At 63.6% G+C, this 15,876-nt stretch carries 15 protein-coding genes; 4 read left to right on the top strand and 11 right to left on the bottom strand.

Features of this window, described 5'->3' with window-relative positions; all coding sequences use genetic code 11:
- Positions 1-260: 260 nt before the first annotated feature.
- The gene (gene argB / locus HV796_RS09265) at positions 261-1,160 is read right to left on the bottom strand and encodes an acetylglutamate kinase (protein ID WP_175226173.1); all 900 of its coding nucleotides are present in this window, start codon (positions 1,158-1,160) and stop codon (positions 261-263) included.
- A gap of 219 nt (positions 1,161-1,379) precedes the next feature.
- Here argB and HV796_RS09270 point away from each other — a divergent pair, with 219 nt between their 5' ends.
- From HV796_RS09270 to HV796_RS09280, 3 genes are all read left to right on the top strand, one after another.
- Positions 1,380-1,643 (top strand): cysteine-rich CWC family protein, encoded by a 264-nt coding sequence (locus HV796_RS09270; protein WP_175226174.1) that lies wholly within the window; start codon positions 1,380-1,382, stop codon positions 1,641-1,643.
- 117 nt (positions 1,644-1,760) lie between these two features.
- Positions 1,761-3,062 (top strand): ATP-binding protein, encoded by a 1,302-nt coding sequence (locus HV796_RS09275; protein ID WP_175226175.1) that lies wholly within the window; start codon positions 1,761-1,763, stop codon positions 3,060-3,062.
- Positions 3,059-3,601, top strand: coding sequence for a response regulator transcription factor (locus HV796_RS09280; RefSeq protein WP_175226176.1), 543 nt, complete (start codon positions 3,059-3,061; stop codon positions 3,599-3,601). The genes HV796_RS09275 and HV796_RS09280 overlap by 4 nt, the downstream gene beginning before the upstream one ends.
- A gap of 153 nt (positions 3,602-3,754) precedes the next feature.
- Here the strand turns inward: HV796_RS09280 and hslU are convergent, their stop codons facing one another.
- The 9 genes from hslU to HV796_RS09325 all read right to left on the bottom strand — a co-directional run bounded on the left by hslU (position 3,755) and on the right by HV796_RS09325 (position 13,528).
- A complete protein-coding gene (gene hslU / locus HV796_RS09285; RefSeq protein ID WP_175226177.1) occupies positions 3,755-5,095 on the bottom strand; it encodes an ATP-dependent protease ATPase subunit HslU in 1,341 nt (446 codons plus the stop codon).
- Between the two features lie 9 nt (positions 5,096-5,104).
- Positions 5,105-5,641, bottom strand: coding sequence for an ATP-dependent protease subunit HslV (gene hslV, locus HV796_RS09290; RefSeq protein WP_175226178.1), 537 nt, complete (start codon positions 5,639-5,641; stop codon positions 5,105-5,107).
- Between the two features lie 437 nt (positions 5,642-6,078).
- Positions 6,079-6,498, bottom strand: a complete 420-nt coding sequence (dksA, locus tag HV796_RS09295; protein WP_175226179.1) for an RNA polymerase-binding protein DksA — start codon at positions 6,496-6,498, stop codon at positions 6,079-6,081.
- 552 nt (positions 6,499-7,050) lie between these two features.
- On the bottom strand, positions 7,051-8,118 hold the full coding sequence (locus tag HV796_RS09300) for a CobW family GTP-binding protein (protein ID WP_175226180.1): 1,068 nt from the start codon (positions 8,116-8,118) through the stop codon (positions 7,051-7,053).
- Positions 8,119-8,436: 318 nt separating this feature from the next.
- On the bottom strand, positions 8,437-9,639 hold the full coding sequence (locus HV796_RS09305; RefSeq protein ID WP_175226181.1) for a class I SAM-dependent rRNA methyltransferase: 1,203 nt from the start codon (positions 9,637-9,639) through the stop codon (positions 8,437-8,439).
- A gap of 179 nt (positions 9,640-9,818) precedes the next feature.
- Complete coding sequence (gene xerC, locus HV796_RS09310) at positions 9,819-10,742, bottom strand: tyrosine recombinase XerC (RefSeq protein ID WP_175226182.1); 924 nt, start codon at positions 10,740-10,742, stop codon at positions 9,819-9,821.
- A 69-nt stretch (positions 10,743-10,811) separates the two neighbouring features.
- Positions 10,812-11,558 carry a DUF484 family protein gene (locus HV796_RS09315; RefSeq protein WP_175226183.1) on the bottom strand — a complete coding sequence of 249 codons (747 nt, stop codon included), beginning with the start codon at positions 11,556-11,558 and terminating at the stop codon, positions 10,812-10,814.
- Positions 11,559-11,611: 53 nt separating this feature from the next.
- Positions 11,612-12,493, bottom strand: a complete 882-nt coding sequence (gene dapF, locus HV796_RS09320) for a diaminopimelate epimerase (protein ID WP_175226184.1) — start codon at positions 12,491-12,493, stop codon at positions 11,612-11,614.
- Between the two features lie 150 nt (positions 12,494-12,643).
- Entirely contained in the window at positions 12,644-13,528 is an 885-nt protein-coding gene (locus HV796_RS09325; protein WP_175226185.1) for a lipid A biosynthesis lauroyl acyltransferase, read from the bottom strand.
- Positions 13,529-13,802: 274 nt separating this feature from the next.
- On the opposite strand from HV796_RS09325, the gene metK reads away from it, so the two are divergent.
- Entirely contained in the window at positions 13,803-14,990 is a 1,188-nt protein-coding gene (gene metK, locus HV796_RS09330; RefSeq protein ID WP_175226186.1) for a methionine adenosyltransferase, read from the top strand.
- Positions 14,991-15,185: 195 nt separating this feature from the next.
- On the opposite strand, the gene HV796_RS09335 is transcribed toward metK, so the two are convergent.
- On the bottom strand, positions 15,186-15,560 hold the full coding sequence (locus HV796_RS09335) for a hypothetical protein (RefSeq protein ID WP_175226187.1): 375 nt from the start codon (positions 15,558-15,560) through the stop codon (positions 15,186-15,188).
- Between the last annotated feature and the right edge of the window lie 316 nt (positions 15,561-15,876).

The raw sequence follows: 15,876 nt of genomic DNA on the forward strand, positions 1-15,876 counted from the left end.
TTCATCAGTATGCCCCGTATCTTGCGCGTTGCGGCGTCGGGCTTCGTGTCCAGAATTGCGCTTCTGGCGACGCCGGACTGGCGCGTCATAAACGGGAAGGGAGGGCGAAGGGGGTAGAGCCTGGCCTCGACATACAGCCGGATGAGGGCGCGCCGGCCGATCGGAACGCCAGCATGCGAGGAAGGCGCGCAATGGCCTGGATGCTCGACGGGTGGAACGCTGTGGCCGGTGCGCGGGCCGGCTTGGTCGCTGGACGCGGCTCAGTGCGAGCGGATCATCGTGCCGAACGGCTGCTCAGTCAGAATTTCCAGCAGCACTGAATGCTCGATGCGTCCGTCGATGATGTGCACCGAGCGCACGCCGCTCTTCGCCGCGTCGAGCGCCGACGAGATTTTCGGCAGCATGCCGCCGGAGATGGTGCCGTCGGCGAACAGTGCGTCGATTTCGCGCGCGGAGAGATCGGTCAGCAGCGTGCCTTCCTTGTCCATCACGCCGGGGATATTCGTCATCATCACAAGCTTCTCGGCATTGAGCACCACCGCCAGTTTGCCCGCGACGAGATCCGCATTGATGTTGTACGACAGGCCGTCTTCGCCGAAGCCGATCGGCGAAATGACCGGGATGAACGCGTCGTCCTGCAAGGCCTTGACGACTGCCGGATTGATCGATTCCACTTCGCCGACCTGGCCGATGTCGATGTACTGACCCGGGTTGTCCCGATCCGGCATCATCAGCTTGCGCGCGTGGATGAGTCCGCCGTCCTTGCCGGTCAGGCCCACCGCGTGGCCGCCGAAGTGATTGATCAGCGTGACGATGTCCTGCTGCACTTCACCGCCCAGTACCCACTCGACGACTTCCATCGTTTCTTCGTCGGTGACGCGCATGCCCTGGATAAAGGTGCCCTGTTTGCCGATTTTCTTCAGCGCCTGATCGATCTGCGGGCCGCCGCCGTGCACGATCACCGGGTTGATGCCGACCAGCTTCAGCAGAATCACGTCGCGCGCGAAGCCTTGCTTCAGACGCTCTTCCGTCATCGCATTGCCGCCGTATTTGATGACCACGGTCTTGCCGTGGTACTGGCGGATATACGGTAGTGCTTCGGCCAGAATTTCGGCCTTCAGCGTAGGCGCGATCTGGGACAGGTCGGAAAGCTCGGACATGGCGGCGGCTCGGCGGGGACAAGTGAAAACAAGGGCGAATTGTACAGGACTGGCGCGCTGCAACAGCGATTTTGGCGTGCACCGTTGCGGCGCGCGCAGCCTCCGTTGCGCACTGCGCAATCGGGGATTTGCGCGTTTGGCCACTGCGCCGCCGGGTTCTGTCCGGCGCACAGACGTGGCATCATTTCGTCGTCCCCTGACCGGTTTCATCGTGCCGAAATGAATCCGACTGCTACCCGATCGGCCGCCACGTCCCACGGGCCATCATCGCGCGAGTCCAAATGCGGGCGTTGTCCGCGCTGCGGCCGCTCGTTCGACTGCGGTAAAGAGGCGCGCGCAACCGACTGCTGGTGCCGGGCGATGCCGCCCTTGCCCGCCGAAAGGCTGAAAGCGGGCAGCCGCTGCCTGTGTCCGGAGTGCCTCGCAGAAGAAATCGCCCGCGCGCAGGACGATCCGGCGGCTACTGCCGCAACGGACGGTTAACAATCCGGCAGGCCGCACCGTCGCCGTCGACCGGCGTCACCTGTTGCGCCAGTGACACAATGACGCGGCGCACCTTCAGGGGCCCGAACGGGTGCTTTCAGCGGTTAAACTGGCACGATGCATCGCATCACGGTCACCGGCCGGGTCAATCTCGGACATCTTTTCTGGCTGCGCAGCCTCGCCATCATCGGCCAGTTGCTGACCATCGCGTTCGTCCAGATTTTCGTCGGCGTGACGCTACCGCTGTCCGCCATGCTGCTCGTCATCGGGCTCGAGGTCGTTTTCAACGGCTTTACGTGGCTGCGTGTCGCGCAGCAGCGGCCCGAATCCAGCATCGAACTGTTCGGGCAGATCTGGGTCGATCTGGGCGCGCTGTCGGCGTTGCTCTTTCTGTCCGGCGGCACGACCAACCCATTCGTGTCGCTGTATCTGCCATCGCTTGCGATCGCCGCGGCCGTGCTGCCGTGGCACTTGATGATATGGCTCGCCGCGTTCGCGGTCGCATGCTATGCGGTGCTCGGTTTCGAGTCGGTGCCGCTGAACCTGGACAACCCCGCGAACCTGTTCGACTACTACCGCGCCGGCATGTGGGTGAACTTCACGGTCAGCGTCGGACTGATCGCGTGGTTCGTGGCGCGCATGTCGCAGGCGCTGCGCCAGCGCGATGCGGCGCTCGGCGACGCGCAGCAGCGGCTGTTGCGCGACGAGCGTGCGGTCGCGCTCGGCGTGCAGGCGGCGACCGTCGCGCACGAGATCGGCACGCCGCTTTCGACGATTGCGATGCTCACCGAAGAATTGCGTGACGCGGCGCGTACCGACGCGGGACTGAAACCGTATGCGGCCGACCTCGACCTGCTCGAGCAGCAGATGTCAATGTGCACGTCCGCACTCGCCCGGCTTCGCAGCCGCGCGTCGACGCCGGGTACACGCCTGGCGGTCGGCGAGTGGCTCGATTCGTTCGTCCAGCAATGGCGGCTGCGCCACCCGCATGTCGAGCTCGATACGCTCGCGGTAGCGCCGGCTGGCGCCGTGCTCGACGACACGGTCGCGGTCGGCCAGATCCTGACAATTCTTCTCGACAATGCCGCGCGTGCAAGCCGCGATCACGTCACACTGAAAGCGTCGCTGGTCGAGCCCGAAGGCGTGATCGAATTCGAAGTGTGCGACGCCGGGCCCGGTATTCCCGCATCACTGCGCGGCTCGCTCGGCTCGGCGCCGGTCGATAGCACGCAGGGCGGCCACGGCGTCGGCCTTTATCTCGCGTTTTCGGCGGCAGCGCGCCTCGGCGGCCTGATCGAGCTGACCGACGTGCAGGAAAAAAGGCCGCGCGGCACGCGCGCGGTGCTGCGGTTGCCGGTGGCGGCTTTCGATTCATCCGGCGCGGGCTTCGCGTCGTCCAACAAGGAGAAGCAGGCATGAGCGATATGAATTTCCTCGTGATCGACGATGATGAGGTGTTCTCCGGCATCCTCGCGCGCGGTCTCACGCGGCGCGGCTACACGGTGGCCGAGGCGCACAACGCCGACGACGCGATCCGCCTTGCGAACCAGCAGAAGTTCGGCCAGATCACAGTGGATCTGCATCTGGGCAAGGACTCCGGGCTCAATCTCGTTGCACCGCTGCGTGAGTTGCAGCCGAACGCACGCATGCTGGTGCTGACCGGCTACGCGAGCATCGCAACCGCGGTGCAGGCCGTGAAGGACGGGGCGGACAACTATCTGGCGAAGCCGGCCAATGTCGAGACGATTCTCGCGGCGCTGCAGAGCGAGGCGAGCGCGGTGCAAGCGGAGGACGCGCTCGAGCATCCGACGCCGCTGTCGGTCGCACGCCTCGAGTGGGAGCATATCCAGCGCGTACTGGCGGAAAACGGCGGCAATATCTCGGCGACCGCCCGCGCGTTAAACATGCATCGGCGCACGTTGCAGCGCAAGCTGGCCAAGCGGCCGGTCAAACAATAGCGGCGCGCGCACGAAGCGTTCATAGCGTTCACAGCGGTCGAATCCGCGGACAGCAACGAAAAACGGGCGGCTTCGCGTGAAGCCGCCCGTTCTGTTTACTACCGGTGCCCGTTGCTGGGCGCATGGCCGGCGCAAGCTGCCGGACCGCGCCGATTACAGTACGTAGCGCGAAAGATCTTCGTCGTCCGCGACCTCGTTCAGTGCGCGATCGACATACGTGGCATCGATCATCACGCTTTTGCCTGCATGATTGCCGGCTGCGAACGACACTTCTTCGAGCAGCTTCTCGATGACGGTATAGAGCCGCCGCGCACCGATGTTCTCAGTTTTCTCATTGACCGAGAACGCAATTTCCGCGAGGCGCCGGATGCCGTCATCGGCGAATTCGAGGTGCACGTCTTCGGTTTCGAGCAGCGCCTGGTATTGCTTGACGAGGCTTGCATCAGTGGCGACCAGAATCGCTTCGAAGTCTTTCACCGACAGCGAATCGAGCTCGACGCGAATCGGGAAACGCCCTTGCAGCTCAGGAATCAGATCGCTCGGCTTGGCCAGATGGAACGCGCCGCTCGCGATGAACAGGATGTGATCGGTCTTCACCATCCCGTACTTCGTATTGATCGTGGTGCCTTCGACAAGCGGCAGCAAGTCGCGCTGCACGCCCTGGCGCGACACTTCACCGCCGCCGGCTTCGTTGCGCGACGCGATCTTGTCGATTTCGTCGAGGAAGACGATGCCGTTCTGCTCGACGTTCTGCACCGAGCGCGTCTTGACTTCCTCGTCGTTGAGCATCTTCGACGCTTCCTCGTCGGTCAGCAGCTTGAGCGCTTCTTTCACCTTCAGCTTGCGGCGCGTCTTCTTGCCACCGCCCAGATTCGCGAACATCGAGCGGATCTGCTCGGTCATGTCTTCCATGCCCGGCGGCCCCATGATGTCCATGCCGGTCGCGGGCGCCTCGATGTCCAGTTCGATTTCCTTATCGTCGAGCTGACCTTCGCGCAGCCGCTTGCGGAATGTCTGACGTGTCGAATTCGGTTCGTCGTGGTGATCGGTGCCGCCCGAACCGAAGCCGACCGGGCGCGCGCCCGGCAACAGGATATCGAGGATGCGGTCTTCGGCCTGATCCTGCGCCTTCGTACGCACCTTGCGCATTTCGGTTTCGCGCGTCTGCTTGACCGAAATCTCCATCAGGTCGCGCACGATGCTGTCGACATCGCGGCCCACGTAACCCACTTCGGTGAACTTGGTCGCTTCGATCTTGATAAACGGCGCATCCGCGAGCTTCGCGAGACGCCGCGCGATTTCCGTCTTGCCGACGCCGGTCGGTCCGATCATCAGAATGTTCTTGGGCGTAATTTCTTGCCGCAACGGGTCGGCGACTTGCTGGCGTCGCCAGCGATTGCGCAGCGCGACCGCGACGGCCCTTTTCGCGCGGTCCTGGCCGATGATGTGCTTGTCGAGTTCCGAGACGATCTCGGCGGGAGTCATGGTGCTCATCGTGGGTCCTTACTCGATCGTTTCGATGACGCGATTGTGGTTCGTGTAGATGCACATGTCGCCGGCAATCTCCAGCGATTTTTCGACGATTTCACGCGCCGACAATGCCGTGTTGTCCACGAGCGCCTTGGCCGCGGCTTGCGCGTACGCGCCGCCCGAGCCGATTGCGCAGATGCCGCCTTCCGGGTCGAGCACATCGCCGTTACCGGTGATGACAAGCGTCGATTGCGCGTCGGCAGCGATCAGCATCGCCTCGAGCCGGCGCAGCATGCGGTCGGTGCGCCAGTCTTTCGCGAGCTCGACGGCGGCGCGCGTCAGGTTGCCCTGATGCTTTTCCAGCTTCGCTTCGAAGCGATCGAGCAGTGAAAAGGCGTCGGCCGTGCCGCCGGCGAACCCGACCAGCACCTTGCCGCTGTAGATGCGGCGGACCTTCTTGGCGCCGCCTTTCATGACGATGTTGCCGAGTGTCACCTGGCCATCGCCGCCTAGCGCGACCTGGTCATCGCGGCGCACGGAGACGATTGTCGTGCCGTGAAATTGCTCCATATGCGTTCCTTTTGCAAAACTGATAAGACGCGGTGCCGGCGCTGCGTCACCGCGAAAATCCGTGACAGCGGACGGCGCGCGACCGCTTCGCGGTGCGCGCGTGCAACGCATTCGGTTTATTTTAGGGCTTGCGAGCCCATATCAAGGGCTGCCGCGGCAGGCGCTCTGGAAAACTCTGTGCGCAATATCCGAGAGTTTCGACAGAAGAATCTGAATGGTCCGGTAAATCGTGCGTGATATCACGAACCGGTACGGGCGAAGCTTACCGGCTGACATGCGCGCCGCGCTTTCGCCGCGCGGCGCGACCACCAGGGACTCAACTGAGGACCATTGCGGGACCACTGCAGGACCACAAAACAAAAGAGGCGCACGAACCCGTGCGCCTCCTGAAGAAGCAGCGATAAGGACGCGGGCCCCGGGCCGCGCCTTGCCGACGGTCAGTCGCCGAACAGCTTCTGGCGCAGCTCGCGGCGCTCCTGCGCTTCGAGCGACAGCGTGGCGGTCGGCCGCGCGATCAGACGCGGGATGCCGATCGGCTCGCCGGTTTCTTCGCACCAGCCGTACTCGCCCGATTCGATCCGCGCGAGTGACTGCTGCACCTTCTTCAGCAGCTTGCGCTCGCGGTCGCGCGTGCGCAGTTCGAGCGCATGCTCTTCCTCGATCGTTGCGCGGTCCGCCGGGTCCGGCACGATCACGGTTTCGCGCAGATTTTCGGTGGTCTGGCCGGCATTGCGGAGAATTTCCGCCTGCAGCTGTTCGAGCCGGTTCTTGAAGAAAGCGAGCTGATCCTCGTTCATGTAATCCTTGTCGCTCATCTTCAGGATTTCGGCTTCAGTCAAGAGTCGTTTCGTCGTCATCTGGCTTGCTTCTTCAATGTGAGGCAAACGGTGAGATTTGCCCGCACTTTCCTGTTGCCCGCATAGGCGCGTCAAAGACGCTCAATCTGCGCCGACGAACACGGACGGTGGGCTGTCGTGACGCCGAAGCGCCGATGCGGGGCCGAACTCCTCTGGAAACCGATCCACAGATACAGATACTCCCGAGGCAATGCTCCCTTGCAGCGCGCGTTATGAGCCGGCGTGCCTGCCGGCATATCGGCGTGTTGCCCGGATAAGGTTTTCCGGCGCCGTTGCTTGCCCGGCACGTTTGCGCGCTGACCGGGCGATTCGTTCTGTTTCTCCAGCGGGGCTGTATTGTAACTGAATCACAGTACGGCCCCGCAATCCGTGGCAATCTCTGTCACGACCCCGGATATCGTCAAAATATAACGCGGCAGTCGTCAAAAAGCGATGGTCCTGCGTACGTTAGACCGCAGGATCTTCGCGCGATTCGGGCCACCGCTTTCTTCGCACCCGCGCCGCACTTCAGACACGGCAAACGGGTGCAACCGCGCACAACCTCGCGCAGAGTCAAGCAAGACATCCGTCGAGGCCATCGGTGATCAGGTCCTGCGGCAGCTCGATACCGATAAAGACCATCTTGTTGGTCTTCTTCTCGGCCGGTTGCCATTTCGCCGCGAGATCGCTGCCCATCATCTGATGCACGCCCTGGAATACCACCTTGCGATCGACGCCCTTCATATACAGCACGCCCTTGTAGCGCAACAGCCGCTCACCGTAAATTTGCAGAATACCGCCAAGGAAGTCTTCCAGCTTGTTCGGATCGAACGGCCTGTCGCTGCGATACACGAACGATTTGATCTTGTCGTCGTGATGCGCGTGATGATGGTGAGCGTGACCGTGATCGTGGCCTTCGTGATCGCAATGACCGTGCTCGTGATCGCAGTTCGCGTGGTCGTGGTCGTGGTGCGCGTGGTCGTGGTCGTCTTCGGCGAGGAAGTCCGGGTCGATCTCGAGCTTCGCGTTCAGGTTAAAGCCGCGCAGATCGAAAATTTCCTTGATGTCCGCATCGCCGAAATTCACGACCTTGATCGCCGCCTTCGGGTTCATATGCAGCAGCCGATGCCGCAGATCGCCGAGCACCCCCTCATCGACCAGATCGGACTTCGTGACGAACAGCCGGTCCGCGAAGCCGACCTGGCGTTGCACGACCTCGTGCTCGTCCAGCTGATGATTCGCATGCTTCGCGTCGACGAGCGTGATGATCGCGTCGAGCAGGAATTCGTCGGCGATGCTGTCATCCATGAAGAACGTCTGCGCGACCGGGCCCGGGTTCGCGAGTCCGGTGGTCTCGATCACGACGCGATCGAAATCGAGCTTGCCTGCCTGCTTTTGCGCGGCGAGATCCGCGAGCACGCGCGCCAGGTCACCGCGGATCGTGCAGCAGATGCAACCGTTGCTCATCTGGATGATCTGCTCATTGGACTCCTGCACGAGGATCTCGTTGTCGATGTTCTCTTCGCCGAACTCGTTTTCGATCACGGCGATTTTCATGCCGTGCGGCTCGTTCAGGATGCGTTTGAGCAGCGTGGTTTTGCCGCTGCCCAGAAAGCCGGTGAGGATTGTGACGGGAATCATGTTGGTCGCCATATCGTTTCGCCTGTCCTGTTTGTGCGTGGATTCATCGGATTGAAATGAGGCCCACACGTGAAATCGGGGGCGGGAACCGCCGGGCGCAGCCGGGCGGAACAAGCCGAATATTGAAGCATATCTGCAGGCACGCTGCCAGGCGCGCCAGTCTGAGCCGAATCCTGCCCGGCGCCGGGATCGGCTGGAACCCGGCCCGCAATCTACCCGACCCGACCGAACCCGAGCCGGCGCCGCCCCAGCCCGCCGCCCCTGCCTGCGCCAGGCCACCTGCGGTCGCCCGCCGGAAATACTGCCACCTATGGGCGATCACGCGATTTGCAACAACAGGCCCTTCAGGTATTCCCCCTCCGGGAAAGCCGTGAGCAGCGGATGGTCGACGCCGGCGCCCAGCCGTTTCAGGATGCGCGCGTCGACGCGCGCGTCGGCAGCGGCGCCGGCGACGATCTTCTGGAACAGATCAGCATCGATCGCGCCTGAGCACGAGTACGTGAACAGCAGCCCGCCCGGGCGCAGCAGCCGGAAGCCGCTCAGATTGATGTCCTTGTACGCGCGCGCCGCACGGTCGACGTGTTCGCGCGACGGGGCGAACTTCGGCGGATCCAGCACGATCAGGTCGAAGCGCTCGGCGTCGTCGGCAAGGCGCCGCAGTGTCTTGAACGCATCCGCGTCGAGCCACGCGGCGCGGCCCGCATCGAAGCCATTCGCGATGACATTGTCCCGCGCGAGCGCCAGTGCTTCGCCCGACGAATCGATCGAAACGACCCGCTGCGCGCCGCCTTTTAGCGCGGCTAGCGAAAAGCCGCCCGTGTAGCAGAAGCAGTTCAGCACGTGCCGCTGATGGGCGAACTGCTGCACGAGCGCGCGGTTATCGCGCTGGTCGATATAGAAGCCCGTTTTGTGGCCGTTGCGCACATCCACGTGGTACCGGACGCCGTTTTCGCTCGCAATCAGCGTATCGGGCGGCGCGTCGCCGGCCAGCACGCCGGTGATCGGCTCGAGCCCTTCCTTCTCGCGGATCGACACGTCGGAGCGTTCGTAGACGTTCGGGCAACCGGTTGCACCCGTCAGCGCGGCGACGATCGCGTCCTTCCACGCTTCGACGCCGGCCGCCATGAACTGGCAGACCAACTGGCCGCGCGCCGTTTGATCGTCGGCGACGTAGTAGTCGACGATCAGGCCCGGTAACCCGTCCGCTTCGCCGAAAATCAGCCGTACCGCGCCGGTGTCGCGCACCATCGCCTGCCGGTGCGCGAGCGCGCGCTGCACGCGGCGCTTGAAGAACGCATGATCGATCGGTTCCGCTTCGTCGAAGCTCCACACGCGTGCGCGAATCTGCGAATGCGGGCTCCATGCGGCGCGCGCGAGAAAGCGCCCATCGTGGGCGCGCACGAGCACGGTGGCGCCGCCGCCCGGCTTGCCGTCGACCCGGTCGATCGCGTTCGCGTAGACCCACGGGTGACGGCGCAACAGCGATTTTTCCTTCGACGGTTTCAGCGTGACGGTATTCATTAAGAGAAGTATTCAGCAGAACAATGTTCTTTTTGGAGCGCGTGTCATCGCGGAGCCTGGTCAGGGATTGCCAGCGTGGCGGGCACGGTACAGACCGAGTCCGGTTGGCGCGGGCGATGCGGCCCATTGCACGTGCCCGGTTCCGATGCGCGCTGTTTGACTGGCGGTTGGCATCGCCGCTATCCCCGCTTCTTTGCGCGCGGGTGCGCCTGATCGTAAACCTGTGCGAGATGCTGGAAATCGAGCGCCGTATAGACTTGCGTCGCCGTAATGCTTGCGTGGCCGAGCAGCTCCTGCACCGCGCGCAAGTCGCCGCTCGACTGCAGCACATGCGTCGCGAACGAGTGGCGCAGCACGTGCGGATGCACGTTGGCCGGGATGCCGGCGATAAGCGCCGCGCGCTTGACGCGCTCGCGCACCACATTGGGCGACATCCGCTTGCCTCGCGCGGACAGGAACAGCGGGTGCGGATCAAGCCTGACGAACTCGCCGCGCACCGCAAGCCATGCGCGCAGCGCATCGAGCGCCTTGCTGCCGACCGGCACGATGCGCCGGCGGTTGCCCTTGCCCAGCACTTCGACTTCCGCCGCATCGAGCTTGAGCCATCCCGCGGAGCGATAGCCGTCGCCCTCGGCGAACTGGACGTCGAGGCCGACCAGTTCCGCGAGGCGCAAGCCCGACGAGTAGAACAGTTCGAGCATCGCGTGATCGCGCAGGCCTTCGGTGTTCGCCGCAGCCGGCGTTTCCATCAGCTTGTGCGTATCGTCGACTGACAGCGCCTTCGGCAAGGTTTTCGCCTGCTTCGGTGCACGGACGGTCGCGACCGGGTTCGCCGGCAACGCGACGCGCCCCGCGAGCCAGCGATAGAACGCGCGCCAGGCCGACAGCCGGTGTGCGATCGAGCGCGCGGTCAGCCCGCCGGCATGTGCGCGCGCAACGGCGCCGCGAATATCGATAGCGGTCAGGCTTTCGAGCGGGCGGCCGTTCGCGAGCTTTTTCAGTTCGTCGAGCTCGTGCGTGTAGCCGCGCAACGTATGCGCGGACAGCCGCCGCTCGTGGTCGAGATTCGACAGATAAACGGCGACCGGGTCAGTCAGCGTCACGATGAACTCCTTGCGTCAGCGCGCGATCGGCGTGTCATCGGCGCAGACGAACGCATGGCCGGCACACGATCAGCGCGGCAGCAGCCGGCTTAACGCCGCGCTGGCGAGTGTGCCGATCTGCGTCAGGAAGTCGGTCGCCATCCCGTCGTGAAAGCGCCGGGGGTCGGTCGAGCCCATCACGAGCAGGCCGAACACACTGCCGGTTTCGTCCCGTTCCGGGTCGCGCAGTGCGATCAGCGAGATCGATTCGATCGTGTCGCCACTTGCTGCGCTTGTTCCGTTTGCGCCGTTCGCCGCTTCGACCGTGTCCGATGCTTCGCCCGGCGCGCCGGCTACCACGGGACCGAGCCACTGCGCGGCCTCGAACCCGGTGTTTGTGCCGCAGTACGGCGTCGCGAGGCTGTTGGCGAAGATGCGCACTTCTTCGCCGACCTGGCGCGTGAAGTCCGCTTGCAGATATTGCTCTGCGACATCCCAGACGCGCAGCGCGGTCTGCGGCACGTCGAACACCTCGCGCAAGCCATATGAGATCGTGCGCGGCAGCGCGTACGGATCGCGCTCGGCCATCACACGCGCGGTCCAGCGGTTGAACTTCGCCGAGATGCTGTCGTTTTCATGGCCGTAGCGAAGCAGTTCGGCGAGGCGCCGCTCGAGCAGCTTGTTCTTCTCGCGCAGCATTTCCATTTGCCGCTCCTGCAACGACACTGCGGCCTTGCCGTGCGGGTTCGCAAGACGGATGGTGGCGAGCAGTTCCGCGTGATCCGCGAAGAATTCGGGGTTGGCGAGCAGGTAGTCGGCGACTTCGCGATCGTTCATGGTTTCAGCCAAAAAGCCGCGCAAGCCTCGTTGCCGCGCGGCGGTCAGGGTAATCAGTCGGCGAGCTCGATTTCGCCGTCGAACACGGTCGCGGCCGGGCCCGCCATCAGCAACGGCGTGTTGCCACCCGCCCACGAGATGGTCAATACGCCGCCGTGAGTGTGCACGGTGACAGGCGTTTCCAGCAAGCCGCGCCGGATGCCCGCGGCCACCGCTGCACACGCGCCGGTGCCGCACGCGAGCGTTTCGCCGGCGCCCCGCTCGTAGACGCGCAGTTTGAGTTCGTGGCGCGACACGATCTGCATGAAGCCCACGTTCACTCGCTGTGGAAAGCGCGCATGCGATTCGATCACGGGGCCGTCAGCGGCAACCGGAAATGCGTCGACATCGTCGACGACCTGCACCGCATGCGGATTGCCCATCGATACCACCGATACCCAGCGTGTCGCGCCGTTCACGTCGATCGGCCACAGCGTGTCGGCGCCCTCGCGGCGGCCTTCGAGGCCACCACCGGGGCGACCGTCAAGGCCGTTCGTATCGAACGGCACCCGTGCCGGCTCGAACACCGGTGTCCCCATGTCGACGATCACCTCGCCGTTTTCCTGCATCGTCAGCGTAATGACACCGTTTTGCACCTGCACGCGCACGCTGCGCTGATCGGTGAGGCCGGTGTCGCGTACGAACTTGACGAAGCAGCGCGCGCCGTTGCCGCAGTGTTCGACCTCGCCGCCGTCGCAATTGAAGATGCGATAGCGGAAGTCGACACCGTCGACGGTCGGCTTTTCGACCAGCAGCAGCTGATCCGCACCGATGCCGAAATGGCGGTTCGCGAGTGCGCGCACCTGTTCCGCGCTCAGCTTGAGCGGACGCGTATAGCCGTCGAGCACGACGAAATCGTTGCCCGCTCCATGCATTTTGGTGAATTTCAGTTTCATGCCGCTATTGTAAGTGACTGCGGAACCATCGCTGTATGCGATGTGGCGCCGTTGACCGGTGCGCCTCCGGGCCCGGGCAGGCGATTGCGCGGACGGTTGGCGCACGGCTCGGCTTACCCTGCCCGCCACGACCGCCGTTCAAACGCTTGCTCAGTAAAAGCTGGGTTCACCGGGCGGACGGGTCTTGAAGCGCTTGTGCACCCAGTAATACTGCTCGGGGATGCGAGGAATCTGCTCTTCGAGAAACGCATTCATGCGGCGCGCGTCGAGCGCGTCGTCGCCCGTCGGATAGTTGTCCCACGGCTTGAACACCCGGAGCCGGTAGCCTTTATAGTCCGGCAGCACTTCGCCGATAAACGGCACGACCTGCGCGCGCCCGACCTTCGCCAGACGCCCGACCGCGGTCAGTGTGCAGGTCGGCACGCCGAAAAAGGGCACGAACGCCGAATTGCGCATGCCGTAGTCCATGTCGGCGCCGAGCATTACGGGCTTGCGCTCGCGCAACCACCGCAGCACGATGCGCGCGCTGTCGGCGCGGCTGGCCATTTCCGCGTCAAAACGGCCACGTGCCGCTTTCGCGACCGCTTCGAGTTCCGGATTCGACATCGGCTGATACAGCGACCCGCACGGCCGCCGCAGCGAGTAGTTGAGGAAGATCGAGCCCGCCTCGATGCCGACGAAATGAAAGCCGAGAAAGAGCGTCGGCGGCAGGTTGGGGTCGGTCAGGTCGATTTCGCTATCGAGTTGCACCAGCTTTTCGAGCTTTTTCGCGGAGCCGAACCACTGGACGCTACGTTCCAGGTAGCTGCGAATCGCGTGCCGGAAGTGCTTTTGCGCGATGTCTTCGCGCACCTCGTCGCTCCATTCGGGAAAGCACAATTTCAAGTTGATATGGACGATGCGGCGGCGCCGGCTCGGAATCTGGTAGAGCAGCCAGCCAAGGCCGTCGCCGAGCCGCGCGACGAGCCCGTAAGGCAACAGCGCGAAGAACTTCAGCAGCCCGATGGCCAGTTTCGGCCCAAGGCGGCTCAGCATGCAGTTCCTCGACGCAGACCTGCAGTGGAACGCGCGCGGCGCGGGTGGGCGGAAAGCGGATAGGAATGCAGCACGCGTGGTTACTCTGTGACGATTGGAAGAAGTCGCTATAATAAGGGCTTCGCCGAGTTAATAGACAACTTGCGGGGCGAAGCCGGAGCGTTTTATTTCAAAGCGCGACCGGAAGGGAAATCCGCTAAAGCGTCGCCGCTTCAGACTCAAGAAGTTGGCTACGTGAAACTCAACCGTAACCACATAACAAGGAGTCTGCAACGTGGCAAACGACTTTCTTTTCACCTCGGAATCGGTTTCCGAAGGCCATCCCGACAAGGTCGCGGATCAAATCTCCGACGCGATTCTCGATGCGATTCTCGCGCAGGACAAATACTCGCGCGTAGCCGCGGAAACGCTGTGCAACACGGGTCTCGTCGTGCTGGCGGGTGAAATCACGACGACCGCCAACGTCGACTACATCCAGGTGGCGCGCCAGACCATCAAGCGCATCGGCTACGACAACACCGACTACGGTATCGACTACAAGGGCTGCGCGGTGCTCGTCGCGTACGACAAGCAGTCGCCGGACATTGCGCAAGGTGTGGATCGCGCGCACGACAACAACCTCGATCAGGGCGCAGGCGACCAGGGCCTGATGTTCGGCTATGCGTGCAGCGAAACGCCGGAACTGATGCCGTTGCCGATCTACCTGTCGCACCGCCTCGTCGAGCGTCAGGCGAATCTGCGCCGCGACGGCCGTCTGCCCTGGCTGCGTCCGGATGCGAAATCGCAGGTCACGGTCCGTTACGTCGACGGCAAGCCGCATTCGATCGACACCGTCGTGCTGTCCACCCAGCACGCGCCGGAAATCGAACTGTCGACGCTGCGTGAAGCCGTGATCGAAGAAGTCATCAAGCCGACGCTGCCGGCCGATCTGATCAAGGGCGATATCAAGTTCCTCGTGAACCCGACTGGTCGCTTCGTGATCGGCGGTCCGCAGGGCGATTGCGGTCTGACGGGCCGCAAGATCATCGTCGATACGTACGGCGGCGCGGCGCCCCACGGCGGCGGCGCGTTCTCGGGCAAGGACCCGTCAAAGGTCGACCGCTCGGCCGCGTACGCGGGCCGTTATGTCGCGAAGAACATCGTGGCGGCAGGCCTGGCGTCGCGTGCACTGATTCAGGTTTCCTATGCGATCGGCGTCGCTCAGCCCACGTCGGTGATGGTCAACACGTTCGGCACGGGCCGTGTGTCGGATGCGACGATCCAGCGTCTCGTGCTGGAGCATTTCGACCTGCGTCCGAAGGGCATCATCCAGATGCTCGACCTGCTGCGTCCGATCTACGAAAAGACGGCTGCGTATGGCCACTTCGGCCGTGAAGAGCCGGAATTCTCGTGGGAGGCGACCGACAAGGCGCTTGTGCTGGCCGAAGCCGCCGGCACGGAGCCGGTTGTCGCGATCGCGTAACGGAGCGGGACGGCTCGATGGTTTCGCGTTGCGTTGGTGCGTAACGCGAAACCATTCGGCGCGGTTCAAGGTTTGCTGTTCAAGGTTGTTCTACACCCTGCGGACGTTGCGTTTGCAGGGTGTTTTCGTTTGCGGCCCGGCCGCGTCAAACGAATCGAAGTAAGCGGGCGCGAACGAGTAGCGAGCTAGCCGGAGCTAGCGGGCGAACGCGAACCAGCCGGTGCTGGTCGTCGACGTGCGCCGAGGCTTGCGGCTCATGCCGCGCGCGACGTTCAGTCCACGCACGAGGTTGAGCCCGCCTGCCATACCCGCGACGCGCAATGGCGTCGGCCGGCGCAGCAGCAGCGTGCGCAGCGAGAAACGACGCGATGCGCCCTGCATTCTCAACGTCGAAAAGAAAGTGCGAAACCACGTGCGGACGCTATCGACGGGACGAGCATCGCGCCATTGTTCGGTGAGCGCGCGTGTGCGCGCTGAGTGGTGGCGCAGCGCGCGCACGACACGGCGGCGCGCCGGACGCGCGGCCGTCAATGCTGCTCGAGTGAGTCGAGTGCTCAGAAGTGTGTGCATGGCGTGTGTTTTTCAGGCGGTGTTGTGCGCGCACGGGAAATGCAGCAACCGTGCCAGCGTTTTTGTGTAAAAGCGGGCACGTGCATCCCGGTCGCAAAAGCCTGACGAATGACAAAAGACTGCGCAGACAGCCATTTTAAGCCGCGTGCGCAACAGGACATCGATGATCGCAATCGACATGCCTGCAGGCTACACGCGATCGATGACGCTCGGAAGTCGGGTTTTTACCCTTGCGGGTATCGCTTGCACGATGCGAAAAAGGCCGTCCGCACGTTTCACATTGCGCGCGGATCGCGCCCTTTCCCTTCCTTCCCGC

Origin of the sequence: Paraburkholderia humisilvae (assembly GCF_902859855.1) — a bacterium.
Taxonomy (GTDB): Bacteria; Pseudomonadota; Gammaproteobacteria; order Burkholderiales; family Burkholderiaceae; genus Paraburkholderia; species Paraburkholderia humisilvae.

Excerpts from the sequence above, each read along its gene's own strand:
- HV796_RS09325 (WP_175226185.1), bottom strand. The coding sequence starts at position 13,528 with ATGCTGAGCCGCCTTGGGCCGAAACTGGCCATCGGGCTGCTGAAGTTC.
- HV796_RS09300 (WP_175226180.1), bottom strand. The coding sequence starts at position 8,118 with ATGATTCCCGTCACAATCCTCACCGGCTTTCTGGGCAGCGGCAAAACC.
- dksA (WP_175226179.1), bottom strand. The coding sequence starts at position 6,498 with ATGACGACGAAACGACTCTTGACTGAAGCCGAAATCCTGAAGATGAGC.
- hslV (WP_175226178.1), bottom strand. The coding sequence starts at position 5,641 with ATGGAGCAATTTCACGGCACGACAATCGTCTCCGTGCGCCGCGATGAC.
- HV796_RS09270 (WP_175226174.1), top strand. The coding sequence starts at position 1,380 with ATGAATCCGACTGCTACCCGATCGGCCGCCACGTCCCACGGGCCATCA.
- HV796_RS09305 (WP_175226181.1), bottom strand. The coding sequence starts at position 9,639 with ATGAATACCGTCACGCTGAAACCGTCGAAGGAAAAATCGCTGTTGCGC.
- HV796_RS09335 (WP_175226187.1), bottom strand. The coding sequence starts at position 15,560 with ATGCACACACTTCTGAGCACTCGACTCACTCGAGCAGCATTGACGGCC.
- HV796_RS09315 (WP_175226183.1), bottom strand. The coding sequence starts at position 11,558 with ATGAACGATCGCGAAGTCGCCGACTACCTGCTCGCCAACCCCGAATTC.
- HV796_RS09275 (WP_175226175.1), top strand. The coding sequence starts at position 1,761 with ATGCATCGCATCACGGTCACCGGCCGGGTCAATCTCGGACATCTTTTC.
- argB (WP_175226173.1), bottom strand. The coding sequence starts at position 1,160 with ATGTCCGAGCTTTCCGACCTGTCCCAGATCGCGCCTACGCTGAAGGCC.
- hslU (WP_175226177.1), bottom strand. The coding sequence starts at position 5,095 with ATGAGCACCATGACTCCCGCCGAGATCGTCTCGGAACTCGACAAGCAC.
- dapF (WP_175226184.1), bottom strand. The coding sequence starts at position 12,493 with ATGAAACTGAAATTCACCAAAATGCATGGAGCGGGCAACGATTTCGTC.
- HV796_RS09280 (WP_175226176.1), top strand. The coding sequence starts at position 3,059 with ATGAGCGATATGAATTTCCTCGTGATCGACGATGATGAGGTGTTCTCC.